The organism is Rufibacter sp. JT20002 (assembly GCF_056491185.1).
The window spans coordinates 1518953-1541723 of sequence record NZ_JBSZJY010000001.1; the positions used below are offsets into that span (position 1 = coordinate 1518953).

Here is a 22771-nt window from a genome sequence, read left to right on the forward strand (position 1 = left end):
GCCGCAAAGCAGAAAATTGATTTACCACACGTAGGTACCTGTCGCGCCGCCTCTTAGGGTAGTAGAGACAATCTGGCCCCGGTACCGGATGTTGAAGGATTGATCAGCCCCAGTTTCGTTCAGGACCAAAAGTACCTTTTTGCCTGCCGGGTTTTTGAACGCCACGTGCTGTAGGGTGTTGAACATCTCGGTGTTCTGGGCATTCAGCAGCGTGGATTTCACCCGCACAGAGCCGGGCCGCACAAACTTAGACGCGTGCGCGATGATGTAGTAGGCCACATTGCGGGTAGGATTGTTCCCGTTGATTGTCACTGCTGGCAAACAAGTGCTGCAACCACCTGGAGTGAACGGTTGGTTGTTGGGATCAGCCGTCAGGTTCCACTCCAAAGCGTTCTTGCTCCAGTTGCGCATGCTCCCGATGATCACGTTGGTCATGTGCCATTTCAGGTCCTCAGAGAAGTTACCCGGTGCGCCTACCCATTGCTCGGTAAAGTACACGTTCTTGTCCGGGTGCGCATTGTGCACGGTGGTCATGGCGCTGATGTTCCCGGCGTACAGGTGGAAGGCCGATCCGTCTACATACTGTTTCGCTTCTGGGTCGTTAAGGATGCTGATCGGGTAATCCGGGCGGTCCAGGTTGTGGTCATACAAAATGATCTTAGTAGCTAAGTTCGCTGCGCGTAAGGCTGGCCCGATGTTGTTCTTCACGAAAGTGGCCTGATCCTGCGCGGACATGTACATGCTGGGGTTGTTGCCGTCGTGCAGGGGCTCGTTCTGAATCGTGATAGCGTCTATGGTGATGCCAGCCGCTTTCATGCCCTGGATGTAATTCACCAGGTACTCGGCGTAATCATCGTAGAACTCGAGCTTCAGAGAACCGCCTTTAGGGCTGTTGTTTGTTTTCATCCAAGCCGGTGCCGACCACGGCGAAGCTAATAGTTTGATGCTTGGGTTAATGGCCAGAATCTCCTTGAGCACCGGAATGTAATAGGTTTGGTCCGGGGCCAGGCTGAAGGCGGTGCCCATCACATCCTGGTACGAATACACCGTTGGGCTCAGGTCAGAGGCACCCACGTTCAGGCGCAGGTAACTCACGCCAATGGTACCTTCCTCTTCATCAACCGCAAACAACTCTCTTAACAGATCGGCGCGGCTGGTAGCGGCCATTTGGTTAAGCACATAGGCGCTGCCCGTGGTTAAGGTGTAGCCAAAACCATCTACGGTCTGGTAAGTTTGGGTAGTATCCAGGTCAATGGTGAGGCTGTTATTTGTCTCGGTCTTGAAGTTCAAAGCCACGTTCTGCTTTTTGAACAACACCGATTTGTCTGGGTTGGTGAGCCAGAACGCCACCTGACTCACTCCGGTACCGCCTGGGGGGGGCGGGGGGGACGGAGTTGGATCAGAGTCGCTGCCACAACTGGTGGCCCAACCAGCTACCAGCGTCAGCATGAGGATTTTTGATATTCTTTTCAGGATGGGGTTTCCCATGGTTACTTTAAGTAAGTAGACGTTTCCAAGCCAAACGGGGGAGCTTAGAAAGCCCTATGATACATTCTACTTCAGGAGCTGGATACCCAACTCCTCTCAGCTTCACACTACTATCAGACTCATTCTGGTTTTTAGGTAGCTTTTGCAAAAAGAGCCTAAAATCTGTTTCTCAATAAAGTCTGCACTGCTTAAGAAAAGAGCGGGCGCTTCTTCCTTGCTTTGAAGGCGAAGCGCCCATTTCTTTTATTGTTTCACAAATGAATACTCAGCGGTTTTGTAGTCATTGGCCACGGTGATGGTGGCTTTGTAATTACCTGCCTGTGTGATGCCTTTGAAGTTAGGGCCTTTGTGGGTCATGGTACCGGTAAGAGCCGTGCTATTGGTACCAAACTCTACATCCCAGGGCGAGTTAAACTTAACGTCAAAGTTGGCCTTCAGGGCAAACGTTCCTTCAAAGGTGTAAGGGTGCTTGTAGGTCATCAGGAACTCATTGCGGGCATCCCATCCTCCTTCATTATTCCAGTGGAAGAGTTTGATGTTGTAGTACTTCCAGGTAAGCTTCCCAGTCTGGAAGTTCAGGGTGAGTTGGTACGCCTGGTCACGGGCCACCGCGATGGCAGCGTTCCCGGTCCCGAAATCAACCGGCACCGACACGGCATCATTGTCTGGCGTGGTGGTTTCCCCAATTTTAGACGAGATGGTGTACGAAGTACCAGAGCCGTCTCTGGCAGAGTTCAGCTTGTATTCTTTGCTTGCCTCCAGCGCCAGGAACACGTCTGACTTGAACGTGTTTCCGTCTTTGGTTAGCTCCGCTACCACGGTGTTGCCCTGCAGCAGGAACAGCTTGTCAGGGGCTGATGTGGGCGGTGGCACAGAAGTATCTTTCTGCAACGAATACGTGTACTGATCGCCAGAGAGATTCATCGTAATAATATACTTACCTGTTGCCGTAGCCGGGATATCTTCAACTGTACCGGCGGGAGCCTGAGACTCCATGACCAGCTGGTTGGTGGTGCCTTTCACACGTTTCATGAGGTAACCCCAATCACCGTTGGCTCTGAAAACGAAACCTGTTGCATTTTTGATGTCAAGAGAAGTCTGCCATACCCCGTTGCCTTTATACTCAAGGGGGAAGTCTCCACCCCAGTCTGATGGGTTATCGGCAAACGCGCCTCCTACGGCACTCCATCTCTCAATCTTCACGAAGCTGAACTCGTTTGTGTTCAGGTTTACGGTAACGCGGTAGGTTCCAGCGCCCGGTGCGGCAATAGGGGTTCCTTTTTTACGCAATTTGCCGTCTGCCGACGCGCCGTACACCAAAGAGGTGGCGTTCTGTTGGCTGTAGAATTTAAAAGTACCACCCTCGGTTAAACGGGTGTACACCTCAAACACGTTGGTCCGGTTTCCGTTGGCATCTTTTAACGGACGCATGGCAATGGCTTGACTTACATCGGTACCTTTCTCAGTGGCGGAACCTGAAATAAACAGGCGGTCTGGGTGTGTCTCGTTCATGAAACGCTTAATAGCAATAGCCTTGGCTTCAGAAACAGTTTCCTTGCTCAGGGACTGGGCCACCACAGCCCATTTCAGTTGCGCCACTGTGTTGGCATCGTAACCGGCCATAGACAAGGCCTGGTCAATCTGCACCGCGGTAGGCGTGATGAATAAGTTTTTACCTCCGTTACCGGTAGGCATGCTCAGGATGGGCGTGCTGAAATCTGCGTTGGCGACAGAGTCTATCACCAATCTGTAGGTAACTCCATAGTTCTTGCTGGAGACTGCCGGAGCCCACTCAAAACGGGTAGTGGCATTAGGTGCCGTCTGGTCCAGGGTGATGGTGGCATTCTCTGCCGGGTTAGCCAGCGCGGGGGCACTCAGCTCCCAATTGCCTACGGGCTCAATATTGTCTTGCTCCTCGCAGGCGCCCACTACAAACAGCAGGGCCAGGAGCTGAAATAACATGTTTATCTTTTTCATGAGGACTATTTTTTAGACATGAATTCTTGTAGGAAATCTTTGGCTAGCACCAGCATCCCTCCTTCCTGGCCCCGCAAATGACTTGCGGAGCCAGTTACTTCAGGGCTGCTTTTAGAAAAACAGTCCTGAAACAGAACCACGGGGGGAAGGTTCTGAGACGGGTGCCTTGCGGCCAAAGGATTTAGTTGTACCCCGGGGTTTGCACCAATTGCGGGTTACGGTTGATTTCAGACTGCGGAATAGGCAGGAACAGCTCATGCGGCGCCACGTTGTACTCCTTGCGGGTATTGGTGCGCAGGTCAATCTCATTGAGGTTGTTCATCACCTGGGCAGCCACGCCGTAACGGCGCAGATCATCCCAACGGTGACCTTCCTGGGCCAGCTCCAGACGGCGCTCTTTCAGGATGGCCATTCTCATATCCTCTTTGGTAGTGGAGGTATTCGCACCCAGGTTTACTCTTCTGCGCACGGTGTTCAGCACGGTTCTGGCTTCTTCTAGGCGGCCTAGTTCGTTCAGGGCTTCGGCTTTCAGGAGCATGATATCAGCCAATCTGAAGAGGTACTGGCGGTTGGTACTGGCCCAACCGTTGGCGCTTTTCCAGCGGTACGCGAACGGAACGCTTCCGCCGGTGCTCACTGACCAGAACTCATCTGACCAAGGTGCATTTTCAAACAAGATGGTGGTGTTTCTCCGGACGTTGTCGTTCTCAGAATTGTAGGCATTCACCAAATCATGCGACGGCGTCATGAATTTACGCCAGGTGTCACCACTCAAAGAAGGTGGAAGCAGCATCTGAGGACCCCAGTTGGCTTCGTTTCCGCCAATGAACTGCACCTCCATGATGGACTCGGCATTGTTGTAGTGCGCACCGTCAAACAGATCGTTGAAGTTGCCCAGCAACTGGTAACCAGCCGGGCTGTTGATCACGGCATCGGCGTGCTGCAGCACTTTGTTGTAGTCGCGGTCGGGGCGTTGAGCCCAGGCTTTGGCTAAAAGCGCGTTGGCGGCTCCGCGGGTAGCACGGGCTTTGTTCACACTGGCATTCTCTCCGTAGGCATCAGGCAGTCTGTTATCCAAAGCAAAGGTCAGGTCGGTCACAATCTGGTTGTACACCTCTACCTCGGTAGCGCGGGGCTTCTGGGTCACACTTGGATCCAGCGAAGTCACCGGCTCCAGCACCAAAGGCACGCCACCCCACATCTTCACCAATTGGAAGTAGTGGTACGCGCGCAAGAAAGCAGCCTCTCCTAAGATCTGGTTCTTGCGGGTTTCAGATAGCTGCGGGTCTGTGATCTGAGGTACCTTCTGCAACACCACGTTGGCTTTGGCAATGGCGTTGTAGATCTGGCTCCAGTTGTTCCAGAGACGGCTGTTGGTAGGCGTGATGGCCACGTTGTCTACCGCGAAGATCTCGGCGTTATCGCCCCCGGCATAGTAGTTATCGGAGAGAATCTCGCTGAACACCAGGTTATCCCAGATGTAGTATTCTGCCTGAAACGACTCATAAACGCCGGTTAACGCGGCTTCGGCATCGCTGGCCGATTTGTAGGCGTTTTCCGTAGTCGCCTCAGAAATGGGCTCCAATTCCAGGAAATCGTCACAGGCGGGGGCTCCCATCAAGAGAGCACCTGCCAAGGTATATATGGCTATTCTGTTCAGTTTCATATATTCTTGATTAGAAAGAAAGATTCAGACCTAAGATTAAGTTGCGCGTCTGCGGATAGGTACCAAAGTCAATGCCTTGGGCCCGGTTGCTGCCGCCAAAGGCGTTCACCTCTGGGTCAAACCCTGAATAGTCTGTAATAGTGAACAAGTTCTCCCCGGTGGCATAGATGCGCAGGGAGCTCATTTTGATTTTAGACAACAGCGTAGAAGGCAGGTTGTAGCTTAGGGTAAGGGTTTTCAGACGCAGGTAAGAACCGTCTTCCACAAACCGGGAAGAGATGCGTGAGTTGTCTGTGCTGGCCCAAACCGCCCTCGGGATATCGGTCACGTCACCTGGGTTTCTCCAACGATCCAATACCGCGATGCCTTGGTTTTTAGGATCTGACATGCCTTCCATTTCAATACGGGTGGCATTGAAGATATCATTGCCCTGAGAGCCTTGCAGGAAGATGCTTAGGCCGAAGTTTTTGTAAGAGAACGTGTTGGTCACCCCGTAGATGAAGTCTGGGTTAGGGTTACCAATGATCACGCGGTCATCCGCCGAAGGCGTGAAAGTGCTTTCGCCGTTTCTGTTGATGTAGTACGCCATACCGGTGGTTGGATCTACCCCGCCCCACTGGTAGCCATAGAACAGACCCAACGGAGAACCTTCTCTTGACAAGCTCACATCACCTCTTCCGGCCACTCCGCCGCCATAGAAGTTCTGACCCAGGATGTTGATTACTTTGTTTCTGTTGAATGACAGGTTCAGGTCTGTAGTCCAGGAGAAATCACCCACCAGGTTCTGCGAGCTCACCAAGAACTCAAGACCTTTGTTTTGCAAGCTTCCTACGTTGGCATCACCACCGTTGAAACCGGTAGATCTTGGCACTTCAATAGGTAACAGCAGGTCAGTGGTTTTCTTTAGGTAAGCATCAACGGTTAACGCGATACGGGAATTCAGGAAAGCCACATCCAAACCTACGTTGGTCTGCTCAGACGCTTCCCAACCCAGTTGGTTATTCCCGATAGAAGAAGGATAGCTACCAGGTTGGGCGGTACCGCCAATAGGGTAGTTAGCGCCGTAGCCTACGCGGGGCAGGTATGCATATGCTCCCAAACCAGTGTCATTTCCTACTAATCCCCAACCTACACGCAGTTTCACGTCATTCAGCACGTTGGTTTTAGGGAAGAAATCCTCTTCAGAGATTCTCCAGCCCAAAGACGCCGACGGGAAATAACCCCAACGCACCTCAGGACCGAACACCGATGAAGCATCTGCCCGGAAGTTGGCGGTTAACAGGTACTTGTTGGCGAAGTCATAGGTCACCCGGCTGATGAACGAGGTGTTGGTTTTCTCAGACTTGTTGGCGTCTGCCGACTGAATCACGGCACCGGCACCTGGGGTAGTCACCGCAGTACCAGAGAACTCCGTACGCTCAATGCTGCTGTTTTCCCATCTGAATTTCTGCTGTACAGAACCCACCATTGCGCTGAAGTTATGTTGTCCCAGGGTCTTGGTGTAAGAAAGGGTGTTGTCCAAAATCCAGAAGTTGGTCAGGTTGGTGCTGTTACGGCCAATCCCTTTTCTGGCGCGACCATAGCTGGTTCTGAACGGATCAAGGAAGTAATCGTTAATGGCGCTGATGTAGTCAATACCAAAGTTGGCGCGGTATTTCAGGCCTTCCAGTAGTTGTACCTCGCCGTACACATTGCCCAAAAGACGCTGGTTGCGGTAGTTGCGGTCAGAGCCGTCGGTGCTGGAGATAGGGTTTTCCCAGTCCTGGAACGGGTTACTGGTGAAGGTTCCGTTAGGGTTGTACACGCCAATCACCGGTGGCGTAGACAGTACGCCCAAAATCACACCGCCCTGGTTTACAGATTGGTTATCGGCTACATCAACGTCATGGTAGCGGGTGTAGCCCATGTTGGTACCCACAGTTAACCAGTTGGAAAGCTTCTGCTCCAGGTTCACCTTAAAGCTGGCGCGGTCCATGGTAGAGCTGCGCACGGCGCCGTTCTGTTTCATCCAACCGCCAGAGATGTAGTAGTTGGTTTTGTCGGTCTTACCGGAAACGGCTAACTGGTAGTTCAAGGAGCTTCCGTTCTGGAAAACTTCTTTCTGCCAGTCGGTATTCTCCTGGTAACGGCTCCAGTCAGTGTTCTGGCCCAGTTCGGTCATCAGGTCACGGTACTGCTCGGCGTTCAGAACATCTAGTGTGTTCCAAACCTGGGAAACCCCGGTGTAAGTGCTGAATTCAAAGGTTGGCTTCTCGGTTCTACCGCGTTTGGTGGTAATCAACACTACCCCGTTGGCACCCTGCGCCCCATAGATGGCGGCAGAAGAAGCATCTTTCAGAATAGAGATGCTTTCAATATCGGCAGGGTTCAGGCTTCTGGTATCACCAGAAGGCACGCCGTCTACCACGTACAATGGATCACTGTTGGCGGTAATAGAGCTGGTCCCTCGGATGCGAATGTTAAAACCTGCCGAGGGCTTACCAGAGTTGGTCAATACCTGTACCCCGGCAGTTTTCCCCTGGATCAGGTTCCCGATCTGGGTGTTAGGGCGGGCGTCAAAGGCTTCGTTGTCAATCACTGATACAGAACCGGTGATGTCTTCTTTTTTCTGGGTACCATACCCAATCACCACTACTTCCTGCAAGGATTTGGTGTCTGGGGCTAGGGCTACGTTGATGGTAGAACGGTTCTCAATGGCGACTTCCTGGGTCATGTACCCAATATAAGAGAGCACCAGGGTGCCGGTTCCGTTTGGGACGTTCAAAGAGAAGCCTCCGTTCACATCAGTAGATGTGGCATTGGTGGTCCCTTTCACCGAAACGGTTACCCCGGGCAATCCGGCTCCGTTCTCATCGGTTACTTTACCAGAAACGCGAAAACCATCTTGCGGCAAGGTTTCTACCGATGCTTTAGGCTGAACCGCTCTTGCGCTTTTGGTCCTTACGTGAATGTTGTTGTTTACCTGTTTGAACTCCAGGTTGGTGGTAGCGGCCACTTTCTCCAGAACCTTATCTAAGGGTTCGTTCTTTGCCTGCACTGTTACTTTAGACCGGCTAGGCACCTCGTTTTCATCAAAGGAGAATTTAAACAAGGTTTCGGCCTCTACCTTCCGGAAGAACTCCTGCAAGGTGCCGTTGGTAATAGAAAGGGTGATTTTTGTCTTTTGAATAGTACTCACCGGGGCTTTGCCGGGCGCGGCATAACCAGATGAGAGGAAAGCCAGATGCAGCACCAGTACCGCCAAAGCTTTCCAGGACATTCCTTTCAGGAAGCCGTATACATTTTTTTCCATATATTGGGAGTGTTTAATAGTAATTAGATTGAATTGCCTCCTGGATTTTGATGCGCCAACATCTTGGTTCCGGAGGTAGTTGACAGGTAGGCCACCCCGTGGTCTACCTGTTAAAAGAACCGGTCATCTTCTCATAAGCTTATGGTCTTTTGAAGGTAATCTGAACTTGATCTTGGTTTACCTGGTAAGTGAAATCTTTCACAAAGCCAATGCCTTCCAGTACTTGCGGCAGACTTTGCTGCCGGTATTCACCGGTATAACTCCACGCTTCTTTGCGGGCGGGCTGCATGCCTTCTATCTTCACATCAACCCCGTACCAGTTCTCAATTTTAGTGACCACCTCATCTAGGCTAGCTTTCTTGAAATGCAGAACGCCGTCTTTCCAACCCAGCACTTCCCTTGCCTCATAAGCTCCCACGGCATGCTGTTGGTTTTTGCGGTTAAATACCAGCTGCTGCCCCGGCACTAGTTTGGCCAGAATGGCTTCTTCTTTTGTCTCCCCTTTGCTGATTTTCACCAAACCGGTAGCCAACGCTACAGAGATAGCGGTGTCTTTTGGCTCATATCTGATGTTGAAAGAGGTGCCCAAGGCCTGCGTGTAGATAGTACCGGATTTCACAACGAAGGGGCGGTTCTTGTCTTTGGCCACCTGGAAGAAGGCCTCGCCCTCCAAAGAAATGTCTCTTCTGTTCTCGGCGAAAGGCTGCGGATAGGTCACTTTACTTCCTGGCCGCAAAACAATGGAGGACCCGTCTTCCAGTTGCACGGTTCTCCACTGACCAGGGATCGTCTGCACTGCCACGATTTGCCTAACGGCAGACTCCTCCTGTAAGTATCTAGAAGCCACAAACCAAATGAACCCTAACGGCAGCAGAATGGCGGCGGCCACCCTTGCCCACTTGCTCCAGCTGTTCTCTGATAGGGACAGCACGTTGGTTTCCTCCTGGATACCTGTTCCCTCTGCTTGGATAAGCGCCTCTAAATTGCGCCATGTCTTATCTGTGTCATGGGCGTACGCGGCTTCGGACTGGTGGGTACCGGCCTGGGCCCACAGCTCCTCCATTTGAAGTTCCTGCTCAGGGGTAAGTTTTTGATTCTTAAACCATTCCAACACCATTTTTACCTCTTCAGGAGTACACTCTCCCTTGTAAAAACGGTCTAGTAAATGTTGATTCATGGGGTAATAAAGATTAGCGCTTTTCCTTATTACACTCAAAGGCGCGGTTGCACCACCTCCCTTTTCAAATATTTTTAACAAAAGTTTCGGTTTTTGTTTTTTCTATAAATTCATCTACATTTATCATAAGTATTTTAGGTTTTTTAAAACTACTTCGTGAAGGAGGTCTGAGGACGTTGGAAGAGAAAAGTTGTAGTAGCATGAAAGTCAGGTACTTTAACCAAGAAACCATGCAAGCAGAAAGCAGGGAAAGTTTGGGGGCAGACATTGAGGCATTGACCACCGGTAACGTGGCTGCCTTTGAGCGCCTGTACCGTACCCTGGAGCCCAAGCTTTTTGCCTTTGCCATGAAACTAGTGAGGAACCGCGAAGACGCAGAAGAGATAGTGCAGGAAGTGTTCCTGAAAGTGTGGGAGCGGAGAAGCACCCTGGACCCTACCCAGAACCTGGATGGGTACCTGTTCACCACCGCCAAAAACCTGGTGTACAACAAAGCCCGCCACCGGACCTACGAATTTGCCTTTGGCCAGTACCTGGCCGATTACGGGGCCGTTTTTGAAAACTCAACCCAAGCCGCGCTGGAGCACAAAGAACTGTTGCAATTGTTTGAAGAGGTTTGCGCCTCCATGCCACCGGTAAGGCGTCAGGTATTTGTCATGAGCCGGGCCGAGGGGCTGAGCAACTCCGAAATTGCCACGGCCTTGAACACCAGCAACAGCAACATTGAGAATCACATGAACAAGGCCTTGAAGATGCTTCGGGACAAATTCAAGAGCTATGACATTGTCTATGGTTTCCTGATGATTTGCGCTTACCTGCTGCGATAAAGGTTTAATAAGGTTTCAAGAAAAACAGCCCATAAAAGCGAAGCCCGTGGCGGATGTCTAGCATCTTCCACGGGCTTCGCTTTTTAGTATGAATATTGAGCACCGTTCTCCTTTCAGGTTGATATCAAGAAAACGGCTTCAAAGGAGAGACTATCTTTTCCCGGCTTTTCCCTGGCCAAACCCTACCTGCAAGCCTATGGAGGGCACAATGGTGATTCCAGAGAAATCTACCAACTCACCTTTCAAGAGCTCATAGGTGCCGTATTTCTGGTAGTACATAGAAAGAGCTGGCAAAACGTAAATACGCTTGGCACCAATTTTGGCGTTCACGAAAAATCCGTAGGAGGGAAAGCTTTCTTTTCTGGTAAGCCCTTCTAGCTGCACGGCTCTTCCACCACCCACTTTCTCATACAGGCGTCCGGGCACCAAGCCGTACTCCACAAAGGTGTGGTTGTAAGCTACCCCGAAAGAAATGTTCCCAAACTCTTCATCTACCCCAAATGACCGGCTGAACACCAAAGGCACCAACACATCTCTGCGGGAGGCCTCAAACTGCAAAACCGGGGCAAGCTTGTCCAGAAAGATTTTAGACAGAATATCTGATTTCTGCCCGGCGTACTGCAAGCCAATGCTGCCGTACCATCTTTCGTTGCTGCTTCTGGAGGCTCCGGCCAACGGGCCCATGAACTGGTACATGGCATCTAGCACGTGCACCCCAGAGGCGTATTTATAGCCAACGTCTACCCTAGGCAACACCCCGTAACGCACATAGAAATCGAAATTGGGGCCTACCGGGTCAAGGGTGTAGGCAATGGCCGCTTTCGTAGCCGATTTCACCAACCCGTCATAGTACACAGAATCACGGTTCGCGAGCGCCACAATGGCGTCTTCAGTCACGTCTTTCAGCTCAGAGATGGGTTCTGTGGCAATGTTTCCGCCAAAGTTGGCGCCAACCTTGAACTCGCCATGCGGGGTCACCCTTCCTGACTGGATCACCGACCGGGGCGCCGTACAGCTTGCCAATGAAATAAGAAAAGAACACGCGAGTAATTGCCAGTGGCGAGGGAAATTCAGGAAGCTACACATACCCATCTTAAGGTGCCGAAAAGAAAAATGAAAAGACTTGATCTGGAGCGAGAAACGGGATTCGAACCCGCGGCCCTCAGCTTGGGAAGCTGATGCTCTACCAACTGAGCTACTCTCGCTTAACGCTTGCAATCTATAAACAAAGATAGCCGGTTTTCTTTTAGTCGCAAGGCTTCTGGGCTCAGCGCTTTTGCTCTTGATTTTCATAAAGCATTAATCCGTATTTATTCTAGTCACGTATGTTAGTTACCGCAGATGAACGCTGCTTACCTAAACACAACCACTATGAAAAAGAGATTGTTAGAAATGATCCGCCCCGGCGGATTTGCCCTGGCGGCGGCTTGCTGCTTTTTAGCCAGCTCCTGTGAGAGCAAGCGCCCTATAGAAACTGAACGCGTCAGCCGCGAGGGTGCCGCAGATACTACCGGCTTCTCGGCTCAGGACTCTGCCGATCAGGTAGAAGCCAGCCTGAAACCCACCGGCGCCAAACCTGTCTGGGCCGATGAGATTACCGGCCCCATGCAAGCCATCACCGATAAACTCGCCAGCTACGGCACTAAACCTATTCCGCAGCTAACCGCGCAAGAGGCCCGCAAGAACCCCACCCCTACCACAGCGGTGATGGACCTGATGAAGGAAAACAACATTCCTATGCCGCCCTCTAAAGTGGATACTGTAGGCAAGAAGATTCCGGTGACCGGCGGGCAGATCCACGCGCGGGTGTACACGCCTAAAACCGGCAAAGCTTCTTACCCCGTCATTGTCTATTACCACGGTGGTGGCTGGGTCATTGCCGATCTGGACACGTATGACGCCTCGGCCAAAGGCTTAGCAGAACAAGCCGATGCTGTGGTCATCTCTGTGGCCTACCGCCAGGCCCCGGAAAATAAATTCCCGACGGCGCACAATGATTCTTTCGCGGCGTACCAGTGGGCATTGAAAAATGCGGCCTCCCTTAAAGGTGATCCTAAGAAAATAGCACTGGTAGGCGAAAGTGCCGGAGGCAACCTGGCCGCTGCCGTGAGCATGATGGCCCGCGACAAGAAAGTGCAGATGCCGGTGCACCAGGTGCTGGTGTACCCCATCGCCGGAACCGATACCACCACGGAGTCTTACCAGAAGTACGCTGCAGCCAAACCCTTGGATAAGCCCATGATGGCTTGGTTCTTCAAACAATACCTGCGTACGCCTGCCGATGGCAAGAACCCTTGGATCAACCTGCTAGGCGCTAATCTGAAAGGTCTGCCTTCTACTACCATCCTCAATGCCCAACTAGACCCGCTTCAAACAGAAGGTCGGCTGTTAGCGGAGAAGTTGGAAGCTGCCGGGGTAGATGTGGACCATAAGCTTTTCAATGGGGTTACCCATGAATTTTTCGGGATGGCCGCAGTGCTGAAAGAAGCCAAGGATGCGCAGAAAATAGCGGTGGATAATTTGAAGACTGCTTTTGGAATGTAAAGTGCTTTTGAGTTAGTTTTTGAAAAGCAGCCTTGAAATGCGTTGGTGTTTTAAGGCTGCTTTTTTGAGGTTGGAGGGTAATGATGTTTCCTGTTGTGGGCTTTTCAGGTTTTAAAGGCTTGCATTGTTGCAACTTTGCTTTGGTGCGCTCAAGGCCGCGAGGCCTCGTCTTCCGGCCTCGCGCTGTTGTTTTAGCCTTGGCCGGTAGGCCTGCCGCATATGCGGCACCAGGTCTAAAACAAAGGCGCTCAACCGAAAGACTGGAATTGGGATCTTCTACCTGTTGCGTTGCATAGTCACCTTTTTCTATGGTTCAAGTTTGCAACTTGGACCTTCCATGTCTGCAGTTTGAAACTGCAGTGAGGCGAGAACCTCAAAAGCGCTCATGATTGATCGCAATCTTCTAATTGTCTTTGGTATCCAATCAGAAACTCTGTCATGCAACTCTGCGTGAGGTTGCCTAATTTTGCGGTTCTTTCTTTAGAACATGATAAAATCTTTTCAGCCGAGGGCTTTGCGGCGGAGTGTGCACCTGGCCATGCTGCTGGCGTTGGGAGTGGCCATGCTCCTTTACACCGTTTGCCGGCTTCTTTTCTATTTTTTCAACAAAGGCTTCTTCGCTGAGACGTCTTTCTCGGACCTGCTGTACCTGATGTGGGGCGGGCTTAAGTTTGACTTGGCGGCTATCATTTATACCAACCTTTTGTTTCTGGTCCTCATGTTGCTGCCCTTCCGGTTCCGGCACCATCCGGTGTACCAAAAGGTGGTGAAATGGGTGTTTCTGGTCTTTAACGGCCTGGGGCTGGCGCTCAACTGTATTGACTTTATTTATTACCGCTTCACCCTGCGACGCACCACCGGGAGCGTGGTGCGGGAGTTTGGGAATGAAGATTGGGGTGGTTTTGCCTCTAGTTTCCTGGTCGATTTCTGGTACATTGCCCTGATCTGGATAGGCTTGGTAGCGTTGATGGCCTGGCTATATAACCGCATCAAGTTGGAGAAAGCGCCTACCTACAACCCTTGGTTTTATTACCCGTGGCACACCGTGGTGCTGGTATTGACCATTGGCTTGAGCATTGCCGCCATGCGTGGGGGTTTTCGGCACAGTACTCGGCCCATCACGCTGAGCAACGCCGGCGAGTATGTGGAGCGGCCGCAGGAAATGTACATCGTGCTCAACACGCCTTTTTCCATCATCCGGACCATCAACAAGACCAGTTACCAAAAGGTAGAGTATTTCCCCGAGGAGCAGGTAGCACAGGTGTACAGCCCTATTCATCAGCCTATAGATTCTGCCAGGTTCCAGAAAAAGAACGTGGTGGTGATTATCCTGGAAAGCTTCGGGAAAGAAGCCATTGGCGGCTACAACAGGCACCTGGAAAACGGCACCTACACTGGCTTCACGCCGTTCTTGGACTCACTTATGGGGCACAGCAAAGTGTACTGGAACTCCTTCGCCAACGGCCGGAAATCTATTGACGCGCTGCCCAGCGTGCTCACCAGCATTCCCAGCATTCAGGAGCCGTTTGTCTTGACGCAGTACGTAAGCAACAACCTGCCCAGCCTGCCGCGGACTTTACGGGCCAAAGGTTATCATACGTCCTTCTTCCACGGGGCACCCAATGGCTCCATGGGTTTTGATGCGTTCATGAATTTGATTGGCATTGAGCAATACTACGGCATGACCGAATACGGCAAACCCGAAGACTTTGACGGCATGTGGGGCATCTGGGACGAAGAGTTCCTGCAGTTCATGGCGGGCAAACTGAACACGTTCCAGGAGCCGTTCTTGAGCGCGGTGTTCACCACGTCTTCGCACCACCCGTACAAGGTGCCGGAGCGGTATCAGGGCAAGTTTAAGAAAGGTCCGTTTGAAATTTTTGAGTGCATCGGGTACTCAGACATGGCTCTGCGCAAGTTCTTCCAGAAAGCGAGCCAGGCCCCCTGGTTCAAGAACACGCTCTTCGTCATCACCGCTGACCACTCCGCCACCCACACCTTCTACCCCGAGTACCAGACCGCGTGGGGCAACTTCGCGGTGCCCATCCTCTTCTACGCCCCCGGTGATCCTTCCTTCAGAGGTGTGGAGCAAGAGCGCGTGGTACAGCAACTGGATATCATGCCTACCGTGCTAGGCTACCTGGGCTACGACCAACCATATTTTTCCTTTGGGAAGAACATGCTGAACCCGCAGGAAGGCAATTTCGCCATCAGCTACCAAGGCGGCTACCAATGGACCGAGGGCGATTACTTCCTGCAGTTTGACGGCACCAACACCCTAGGACTGTTCAACTACAAAGAAGACAAGTTCCTGAAGAACAACCTCAAAGACAAAGAGCCGCTTATCAGGGTAGCCATGGAAAACAAACTGAAGGCGTTCATTCAGCAGTACAACAACCGCATGCTAGAAAATCGGCTTACAGCGAAATAATTGTTGATGGTTAGTTGCTGATTGTTGATATCCCGTTTAGAGGCTGTTTTTGAAGAAACAGCCTCTAAACGGGATTTTTCTTGCCTCATTGAATCTCCTTCTTAATAAGGCTTCACAGGTATTTCGTCCCCCTTTGAAGGGGGTAGGGGGACGACAAGGCTGCATCAATATTGGAAAGCTTTCGCTACGGAGCAGATGCGCTCATTGTGAAAAGGGCAACCACAAGAGATTGCTTCTACCAGGATTTCGAGAATGCTAATATCTGCACGAGTAATCATCCCCCTCCCCCCTTCAAAGGGGGACAATCAGCTACCGTTAACACCCCACTTAAAGGTTTACCAGTAGAAACCAGCCTGAAACATCTTACAAGAGCTAAGCGTCCTACCTTTGCTTCGCTATTTCTGGCTTTGTTTTCTGAAAACAAGCCCAGAATGCATCTGCCGATTACACGTTTCATAAAACTTGATTCAGAACTCATGACTACTGACAATAAGCCTACCCTTTTCTATATCTCTGATGCGCTTTGTGGCTGGTGCTTCGCGATGGGTCCGCAGATTGAGAAGTTGCACGCTGCCTACGCTGATAAATTCCATTTTGAGGTGCTGAGTGGCGGTATGATTCTGGGCGAGCGCATAGGCCCCATCGGGAACATGGCCAGCTATATTAAGCAAGCCATGCCTCGGCTCAACGAGATTACTGGTGTGAAAATGGGCGAGCCGTATTTCACAGAAGTACTTGAAAAAGGCACGTACATCTCTAACTCAGAGCCACCAGCCATTGCCCTAAGCATCTTCAAAGAAGGGCAACCAGACCAGCAGGTGAAGTACGCCAAAGCCATCCAGGACCTGCAGTTTAAAGAGGGCAAAGACTTCAACCAGATAGAAACCTATTTTCCCTTGGCGCAGGAAGCCGGCCTTACGGAAGAACAATTCCGGATGCGTTTTTCCAATGAAAAATACCGCCTCATGGCCCAGCAGGAGTTTGCGCAGGTGCAGGCCTGGGGCATCCAGGGGTTCCCATCTATGGTGGCGCAGAACGGCGATAACCTGTATTTGGTCACCCGTGGGTACGCCAAGTTTGAAGACTTGACTCCGGCACTTGAACAGGTATTGGCGCAGTAAAACAGCATCTAATCTTCTGCGAGCAGCTCATCTTGGATTGGCTGCTCGCTTTCTTTTGGCAGTTTCTCCGAATTTTCCGTAGAGTAGAAAAACTTACGTACCTACCACTATGAAAAAGGAATCTATGCTACAGCCATCTCGCTCCTTCTGGAGAACAGGAATCTTTGCCGCTCTTACCAGCCTGTTTCTGCTGGGCGCCTGCGAAGCCAAAAAGCCCGCTGACCAGGAAGCAAAGGACCGCGATGATGCCACCACTGACATTACCGAAGACGCAGACCCAGACAGCACCGTTGAGTCACCAGCCACCACGGGTTATATAGCTCCACCGGCCGGACCCAACCTGGTGTAGGTCCGGAAACCAGGTTACCCTAAGAACACCTACAAACGAACAAAGCAGAGTGTCTGACAGAAGACAAAAATAGCTTTTATAACCATTGTAGGGCCATTTTACCAGAATAAAGCCCTAAAACACTTAGGCTGTTTTACCCCTGTAAATACAGCTCGATTTTGGGTATTCTTGAAACTATATTCATACAATAGTTGTATATACAATAGAGCAACGTACATTTGCCGCATGAACGGCAGAAAGCCCATGAAATTAGAGGACGAATTGAAGCAGAAGACATTTGGCAGCCCTTACCGCCGCATGGTAGTGAACGTGATGTTCACGGGCAATTGGCTGCAAAAAGAGCTTTCCTGCCAGTTGAAGCAGTATGGGGTATCGTTGCAGCAGAATAACGTGCTGGGTATTCTACGGGGACAGTATCCTAATCCAGCTACGTTAGGCTTGGTGCAAGAACGTATGTTGGACCGTGATTCTAACGCCACTCGTCTGGTAGACAAGCTACTGGAAAAAGGCTTGGTAACCCGTTGCCAATGTTCTGATAACCGCCGCAAGGTGGACATCATGATTACCGAGAAAGGCCTTGAACTGCTGAAGCAAACCGATACCATTATGCAGAACCTGGAGGAAAAATACAGCCAGATTAGCGAAGAAGAAGCCATTAAGATTGGCGAGCTGATGGACAAATTAAGAGAACGAGAAGGTTAATATTTTTTTACCCATATAGTTGTATATACAACTTATGTTTTAACAACAAAATAAAAGATGAGTCAAATAGAAAAACAACCGCTGTTACAACCTTACCACAAAGGCGCTTTACAACTAAATAACCGTTTGGTGATGGCTCCTATGACCCGTAGCCGGTCTAACAATCCCGAGAACGTTCCTACTGAGTTGAACGCCCACTACTACGCCCAACGCGCCAGTGCTGGTTTGGTCATCTCAGAAGGCACGCCGGTAAGTCCGCAGGGCGTGGGCTACATCAACATTCCGGGCATTTACTCTGCCGCGCAGGTAGAAGGCTGGAAATTAGTGACCAACGCCGTGCATGAGAAAGGCGGAAAAATCTATGCGCAGTTGTGGCACGTGGGCCGTATGTCGCACCCAGATTTCCACAATGGTGAATTACCTGTGGCCCCATCGGCTATCAACCCTAATGACCAGGCGTTTACCGAGGAAGGCTTCAAACCAACCGTGACGCCACGCGCTTTGGAGACCGAAGAAATCAAAGGTATTGTGGAAGACTTCAAAAAAGCTGCTGCCAACGCGGTAGAAGCAGGTTTTGACGGCGTAGAGATTCACTCTTCCAATGGTTACCTGTTCCACCAGTTCTTCAGCCGCTGCTCTAACCAGCGCACCGATGAATACGGCGGAACCATTGAAAACCGCGCCCGCTTCTTCTTTGAGGTGCTGGATGCCGTGAAAGAAGTCATTGACCTGAGCCGCGTGGGAGTTCGTCTGAACCCTTCCATGCACGAGCAGTTCGGCATCACCGTTGACGAGGAAACTGCGCCTACGTTTGAGTACATCGTGAAGCGCTTGAACGACTACAACCTGGCCTACCTGCACCTGACCGAGGCTTCGCCGAAAGTAGCCGAGTTACCGTACGCCATCAAGGAGATTGCCAAACACTTCCGTCCGTTGTACAACGGCACCTTAATTATCAACGGCGGCTTTACGCAGGTAACCGGGAATAAAGTGTTAGAAGACGGCCTTGCCGATTTAGTTGCCTACGGCCGTCCGTTCATCGCAAACCCAGACTTGGTAGAGCGTTTCGCGGAGCAAGCCGAGCTGAACGCCCCGGACTACAACACGTTCTACAGCAACACCGGCGAAGTAGGCTACACCGACTACCCTACCCTGGCCGAAGTTTCTGCCGCGTAATTTTAGGAACAACACACAACTGCATATATAGAAAAGGGCCGCACAAATGGTGCGGCTTTTTTCGTTTTAGGGGTGTTTTGCAGAAATGAGGCTTGAAATGAATAGTGTTTCTGGCGCAAGTGAGGCCTGACAAATAAGAAATGCGTGCGGACACGAGCTAGAAGCTCGCGCCAGCGAAGGAGAGTTTTAATCAAAAAAAGCCCAAAACACACCTTCTCTAAACAGCTTAGCATCAACCACTATTTTACTGCAAATTCCTTAGCATAACGTACCTTTGTAGTTCTGCTTAGACGAGTGAACGAGGTCCTGATGAAAGCTGATTCCCCAACCTTTGCCATCCTGCATTTATTTGCCACCGGCCCTTATGGTTCCAAACATGGGTTGCTGCAGGTGGGCATATTGTCTTTGCAGAAGGGGAATGCGGGGCTGAAGGAATGGTTTATCAACCCCGAGGCGGAGTTTGGCCGCAGCGTGCAGAAACAGTCTAGAATCAGCAAGGAGCAGGCAAAAGGCGCCCCCACCTGGCAAGAGCAGAAAGCCGAGGTGCAGGCCTACCTGAGTTCTTTCACGCATGTGTTTTTCTTCCACGAACGGCACGAGCAAACCTGGCTGAAGCATTATATCCTGGCAGGCATGACCTCGCCGCCCGTCTGCGCCGATTTGGCCGTGCTGTCCTCGTTCTTTCTGCCGCACCTCAACCTCATGGAGATAGGCGATGTGGTGGCCCGCTCCACCGCCGCCCAGAAGAAACCGGCCTCCCAGCCCATGCACGTGGCGCTAGCGGCGCTGCACACGCACCTGTTTCAACTCCTAGAAGTGTTGTTGCAGAAAATTCCCAGCACGCCCGAGAATGAGCCCGGCGAACCTACTTTGTTCATGCAGCTCCTTCGGCAGGTGCTGGACTTAGGCGCCATCTTCATGGGCACCGCTTGGCGCACCTTGCTGCACGCCGCCGAGCACATCGAAACCTTGGAGCCGCTGGATTTGCACTGGCTTACGCCACCTGCCACCACCCAGGTACCCGTGTTGCCCTTTCACCTGCGGGAACTGCTCACTTCTTGGCTCCCTACCGTACCTGATGCGCCCACGGTAAAGCCCCGCGTAGACATCGCCCAACCATCTGACCAACTCATCCACGATGCCCTGCACGCCTGGTACAAGAAACACGGCCTCCCCGAGCGGTACGCTCAGATGCAGTATTCCAAATTCTGCAACAAAGCTCTCACCGACAAAGGGACCTTTGTGGCCGAGGCCGGTACGGGCACCGGGAAAACCATGGGCTACCTCATGGCTGCCGCCGAGCTGCTGCGCCTAAATCCCGGCCGCAAAGTAGTGGTGGCCACGGCTACCAAAAACCTGCAGGAACAGGTCATGCAGGGCGAGATTCCGCGCCTGCGGTTCAAGGGTGGTTTACACGCGCATTTGCGGCCTGCCATCGTGAAAGGCAAGAACAACTACCTGTGCATCTCGGCGCTGCTAGATTTGTATGACGAGCTGGTGGTACAGGAGAAAGGCACCATTCGGGAAGGGCTGAGCTGGCTCTACCTGGTACTGCGCGTGCACCATACCCAAGGCGAGGTGGAAGAGATTCCGCACAACATCAGGGCCATCTTACCGGACACCTACCGACTGCTTTCTGAGGCGAACGCCCAGGAAGTCTGTGTGCCTAAACTGTGCTTGGAACCCGCCAAGTGCACGTATGCCCGCCACATGGAGCAGGCCTACGCCGCCGATATCATCGTCACGAACCACCACAAACTGCTGCAGTTGCCGCCCAAGCTTACGGATTTGATCAAGCACTGCATCATTGACGAGGCCGACCAGTTCCCTGATTTCGCCCGCAGTGCCCTGAGTATGAACTTCAGTTTGGCCGTGATGGAAGCCCGGCTTCTGCGTCCGTTACTGGGCAAAGACTACCGCAAAGGTTTTCTGGACATTGTGGCGGAAAAGGTGGCCAACCAGGCAGACACCGAAACCGCCCAACTGGTGCTAGCCGAAATTGACTCCATCCACCGCGACTGCGCCACCATCAGAGCCAGCGGCGAACTGATTCAGGCCCTCCCTATTCAAGGGGAGCTGCGGTGGCAGGAGGAAGTCGCGTTGGTAGAAAACGGCCGCTGGACTAAAAGAGAATTCAGCGCCGACATTGAACAAGCCCTGCAGGAACTCTTGACGGCTGTGCAGTTTGTGGCCGGCAAGATAGACCGCATCCTTAAGCTCCTTAAAAAGCCCGAGGACAAGACCTACAGCCGCCTGGAAACCTACAAAGAAAAAGCCGCCGAGTTCGCTGATTCGCTCTTGAAAATCACCAGCGATTTCCCGGCCCGCAAGTGGATACATGTGCTGGAGAAAAACGGCCAGAACTGGTCAGTGAGCAAGATGCCGTACTACCTCCAAGACGAGATGGACAAACTGCAGAACGTGTATCCTAGTCTGCTGTTCACCTCAGCCACGCTGTACGTGGGCGGCAACACGCAATATTTTAGAAACCAACTGGGCCGCCAAGAGCCGTTTGAGCAGGAAGTGCGTTACCTCTCTCCGTTTAACTATGAGCAGCAGGAAAAGGTACACGCAGTGGTGCCCGCGTTTATTCCCTGCTACGAGCATAAAATGCCCCAAGACCAGAAACAGGCTTGGCTGCAGACCTCTATGGAAACGCTGCTCAAGTGCATTGTGGCCCTTAATGGCCGAACCTTGGTGCTCTTCACCAGCCGCCGCGACATGGAAGATGCCTACCGTTGGCTGCACCCACGCCTGCCCGCCTATGATATTGAACTGCTCAAGCAGGAAGGCACCAGTTTGTGGGAAATCAGAAGGTTCCGGCAAGAAGAGCATTCCGTTTTGCTGGGCCTTGACCGCATGTGGTCTGGGGTGGATTTCCCGGGTGTCACGCTCTCGCAGGTAATTGTGTTTCGGCTGCCAAATCCATCCTTAGGGAATCCGCTGGTGGCGCACCGTAGAGAAGTGGAAGGCGGTTATTTCTGGAGTAAGTTTTACTATCCGGCCAGTCAGCACAAACTTAGACAAGGCTTCGGGCGGCTGGTGCGGCGCGAGAAAGACAAAGGCGCTTTTGTGATTCTGGATTCCCGGGTACACCACACGGCCCGCATGCAACACCTCAAAGACGAACTACCCGTGGACATCACGCCTTTCCACGCCGGGGAAGAAATGGAAAACTGGCTCCTAAAAACCCTTTTGCCCAAGCTGGAGTTGGCCTCTGAGTGGGAGCGCCGTGGAGTATCGTTTTCACAGTCTTAATCGTTTTGGGCCTGCTTTCCGGAAAACTGGCCTGAAATTACATTTATTCTCCATCTATAGCGCGGAAGTTACTTCCGTGCCTTATGATACCTCTAATAGAAGTCATAGAAGTTACTTCTTCCCTATAGTGGATTTCTATTACGATTGACTACTTAGTAAAAGCAGACATAGGAAAGTATTCCTCCGTCCTCTTAGAATTTAATACGTCTTTATAGTCTTCCGGCGGATTTCTTCGGTTTTCAAGGCCTAATCTGTACCTGCTTATAAAATCTGCATACTCAGAAGATGCGCCATAGGAACCTTCGTAATACTCCTCTTTCAGAGGTTTGATCCGCCCTATTAAGACAAACTTCGCTTTGTTGCTATAAATACAAGAATCAAGAATAAACTCTCCATCAAGTCCTATCTCATACCCTTTTGTGTTTAGACTAGAGAGTATTTTCCTACCAAAAACTCTTGAACTCCTAAATTCCTCAATGTTAGGAACTGTCTTTCTTTGTAAATCGGAGAAGATAAGCTTGTACCATATCCCTCCTTCATCCTTTGTAATCTCATCAACGAATCCAGAGCCATACCTAGTGGAATCATAACGGAATGCAACTACATCTCCTTCTTTAAAAATCAATGAGTCAGCTTGTGTGATGGAATATCCATCGCCAGATTTTATTACCTCTGTACTTCCTTCTCTAACCACACAAGCTGCATTGGATATTATTATTACAGCTAAAAGAATTGATTTCTTCATTCCTATATATCCGGTGAA

At 51.4% G+C, this 22771-nt stretch carries 15 protein-coding genes and 1 tRNA gene; 8 read left to right on the forward strand and 8 right to left on the reverse strand.

The annotated features are described in order from the left end of the window. Positions 1-21 precede the first annotated feature (21 nt). The 5 genes from ACW9SV_RS05995 to ACW9SV_RS06015 form a co-directional block, all read right to left on the reverse strand. Entirely contained in the window at positions 22-1488 is a 1467-nt protein-coding gene (locus ACW9SV_RS05995; protein WP_479555831.1) for a glycoside hydrolase family 30 protein, read from the reverse strand. A gap of 243 nt (positions 1489-1731) precedes the next feature. Beyond that, the gene (locus ACW9SV_RS06000) at positions 1732-3465 is read right to left on the reverse strand and encodes a SusE domain-containing protein (RefSeq protein WP_479555832.1); all 1734 of its coding nucleotides are present in this window, start codon (positions 3463-3465) and stop codon (positions 1732-1734) included. 181 nt (positions 3466-3646) lie between these two features. Next, complete coding sequence (locus ACW9SV_RS06005) at positions 3647-5131, reverse strand: RagB/SusD family nutrient uptake outer membrane protein (protein ID WP_479555833.1); 1485 nt, start codon at positions 5129-5131, stop codon at positions 3647-3649. Positions 5132-5141: 10 nt separating this feature from the next. After that, positions 5142-8423: a TonB-dependent receptor gene (locus ACW9SV_RS06010; protein WP_479555834.1), complete on the reverse strand. Its 3282-nt coding sequence runs from the start codon at positions 8421-8423 to the stop codon at positions 5142-5144. A gap of 139 nt (positions 8424-8562) precedes the next feature. After that, the gene (locus ACW9SV_RS06015) at positions 8563-9600 is read right to left on the reverse strand and encodes a FecR family protein (RefSeq protein WP_479555835.1); all 1038 of its coding nucleotides are present in this window, start codon (positions 9598-9600) and stop codon (positions 8563-8565) included. A 230-nt stretch (positions 9601-9830) separates the two neighbouring features. On the opposite strand from ACW9SV_RS06015, the gene ACW9SV_RS06020 reads away from it, so the two are divergent. Further along, positions 9831-10427: an RNA polymerase sigma-70 factor gene (locus ACW9SV_RS06020; RefSeq protein WP_479555836.1), complete on the forward strand. Its 597-nt coding sequence runs from the start codon at positions 9831-9833 to the stop codon at positions 10425-10427. Positions 10428-10577: 150 nt separating this feature from the next. Here ACW9SV_RS06020 and ACW9SV_RS06025 read toward each other — a convergent pair whose 3' ends face one another. Together ACW9SV_RS06025 and ACW9SV_RS06030 are read right to left on the reverse strand one after the other, a co-directional pair. Continuing rightward, positions 10578-11450, reverse strand: coding sequence for a hypothetical protein (locus ACW9SV_RS06025; RefSeq protein ID WP_479555837.1), 873 nt, complete (start codon positions 11448-11450; stop codon positions 10578-10580). 106 nt (positions 11451-11556) lie between these two features. Beyond that, positions 11557-11632: transfer RNA gene (locus ACW9SV_RS06030), tRNA-Gly, on the reverse strand. A 166-nt stretch (positions 11633-11798) separates the two neighbouring features. Here ACW9SV_RS06030 and ACW9SV_RS06035 point away from each other — a divergent pair. The 7 genes from ACW9SV_RS06035 to ACW9SV_RS06065 all read left to right on the forward strand — a co-directional run bounded on the left by ACW9SV_RS06035 (position 11799) and on the right by ACW9SV_RS06065 (position 22008). Next, on the forward strand, positions 11799-12971 hold the full coding sequence (locus ACW9SV_RS06035) for an alpha/beta hydrolase (RefSeq protein WP_479555838.1): 1173 nt from the start codon (positions 11799-11801) through the stop codon (positions 12969-12971). A 487-nt stretch (positions 12972-13458) separates the two neighbouring features. Beyond that, positions 13459-15402 carry an LTA synthase family protein gene (locus ACW9SV_RS06040; RefSeq protein ID WP_479555839.1) on the forward strand — a complete coding sequence of 648 codons (1944 nt, stop codon included), beginning with the start codon at positions 13459-13461 and terminating at the stop codon, positions 15400-15402. Positions 15403-15878: 476 nt separating this feature from the next. After that, positions 15879-16523, forward strand: a complete 645-nt coding sequence (locus tag ACW9SV_RS06045) for a DsbA family protein (RefSeq protein ID WP_479555840.1) — start codon at positions 15879-15881, stop codon at positions 16521-16523. A 109-nt stretch (positions 16524-16632) separates the two neighbouring features. Beyond that, on the forward strand, positions 16633-16872 hold the full coding sequence (locus tag ACW9SV_RS06050; protein ID WP_479555841.1) for a hypothetical protein: 240 nt from the start codon (positions 16633-16635) through the stop codon (positions 16870-16872). Between the two features lie 243 nt (positions 16873-17115). Next, a complete protein-coding gene (locus ACW9SV_RS06055) occupies positions 17116-17574 on the forward strand; it encodes a MarR family winged helix-turn-helix transcriptional regulator (protein WP_479555842.1) in 459 nt (152 codons plus the stop codon). A gap of 57 nt (positions 17575-17631) precedes the next feature. Continuing rightward, positions 17632-18750, forward strand: a complete 1119-nt coding sequence (locus ACW9SV_RS06060; protein WP_479555843.1) for an alkene reductase — start codon at positions 17632-17634, stop codon at positions 18748-18750. Positions 18751-19059: 309 nt separating this feature from the next. Further along, complete coding sequence (locus ACW9SV_RS06065) at positions 19060-22008, forward strand: helicase C-terminal domain-containing protein (RefSeq protein WP_479555844.1); 2949 nt, start codon at positions 19060-19062, stop codon at positions 22006-22008. A gap of 148 nt (positions 22009-22156) precedes the next feature. Here the strand turns inward: ACW9SV_RS06065 and ACW9SV_RS06070 are convergent, their stop codons facing one another. Then, complete coding sequence (locus tag ACW9SV_RS06070; RefSeq protein WP_479555845.1) at positions 22157-22753, reverse strand: hypothetical protein; 597 nt, start codon at positions 22751-22753, stop codon at positions 22157-22159. Between the last annotated feature and the right edge of the window lie 18 nt (positions 22754-22771).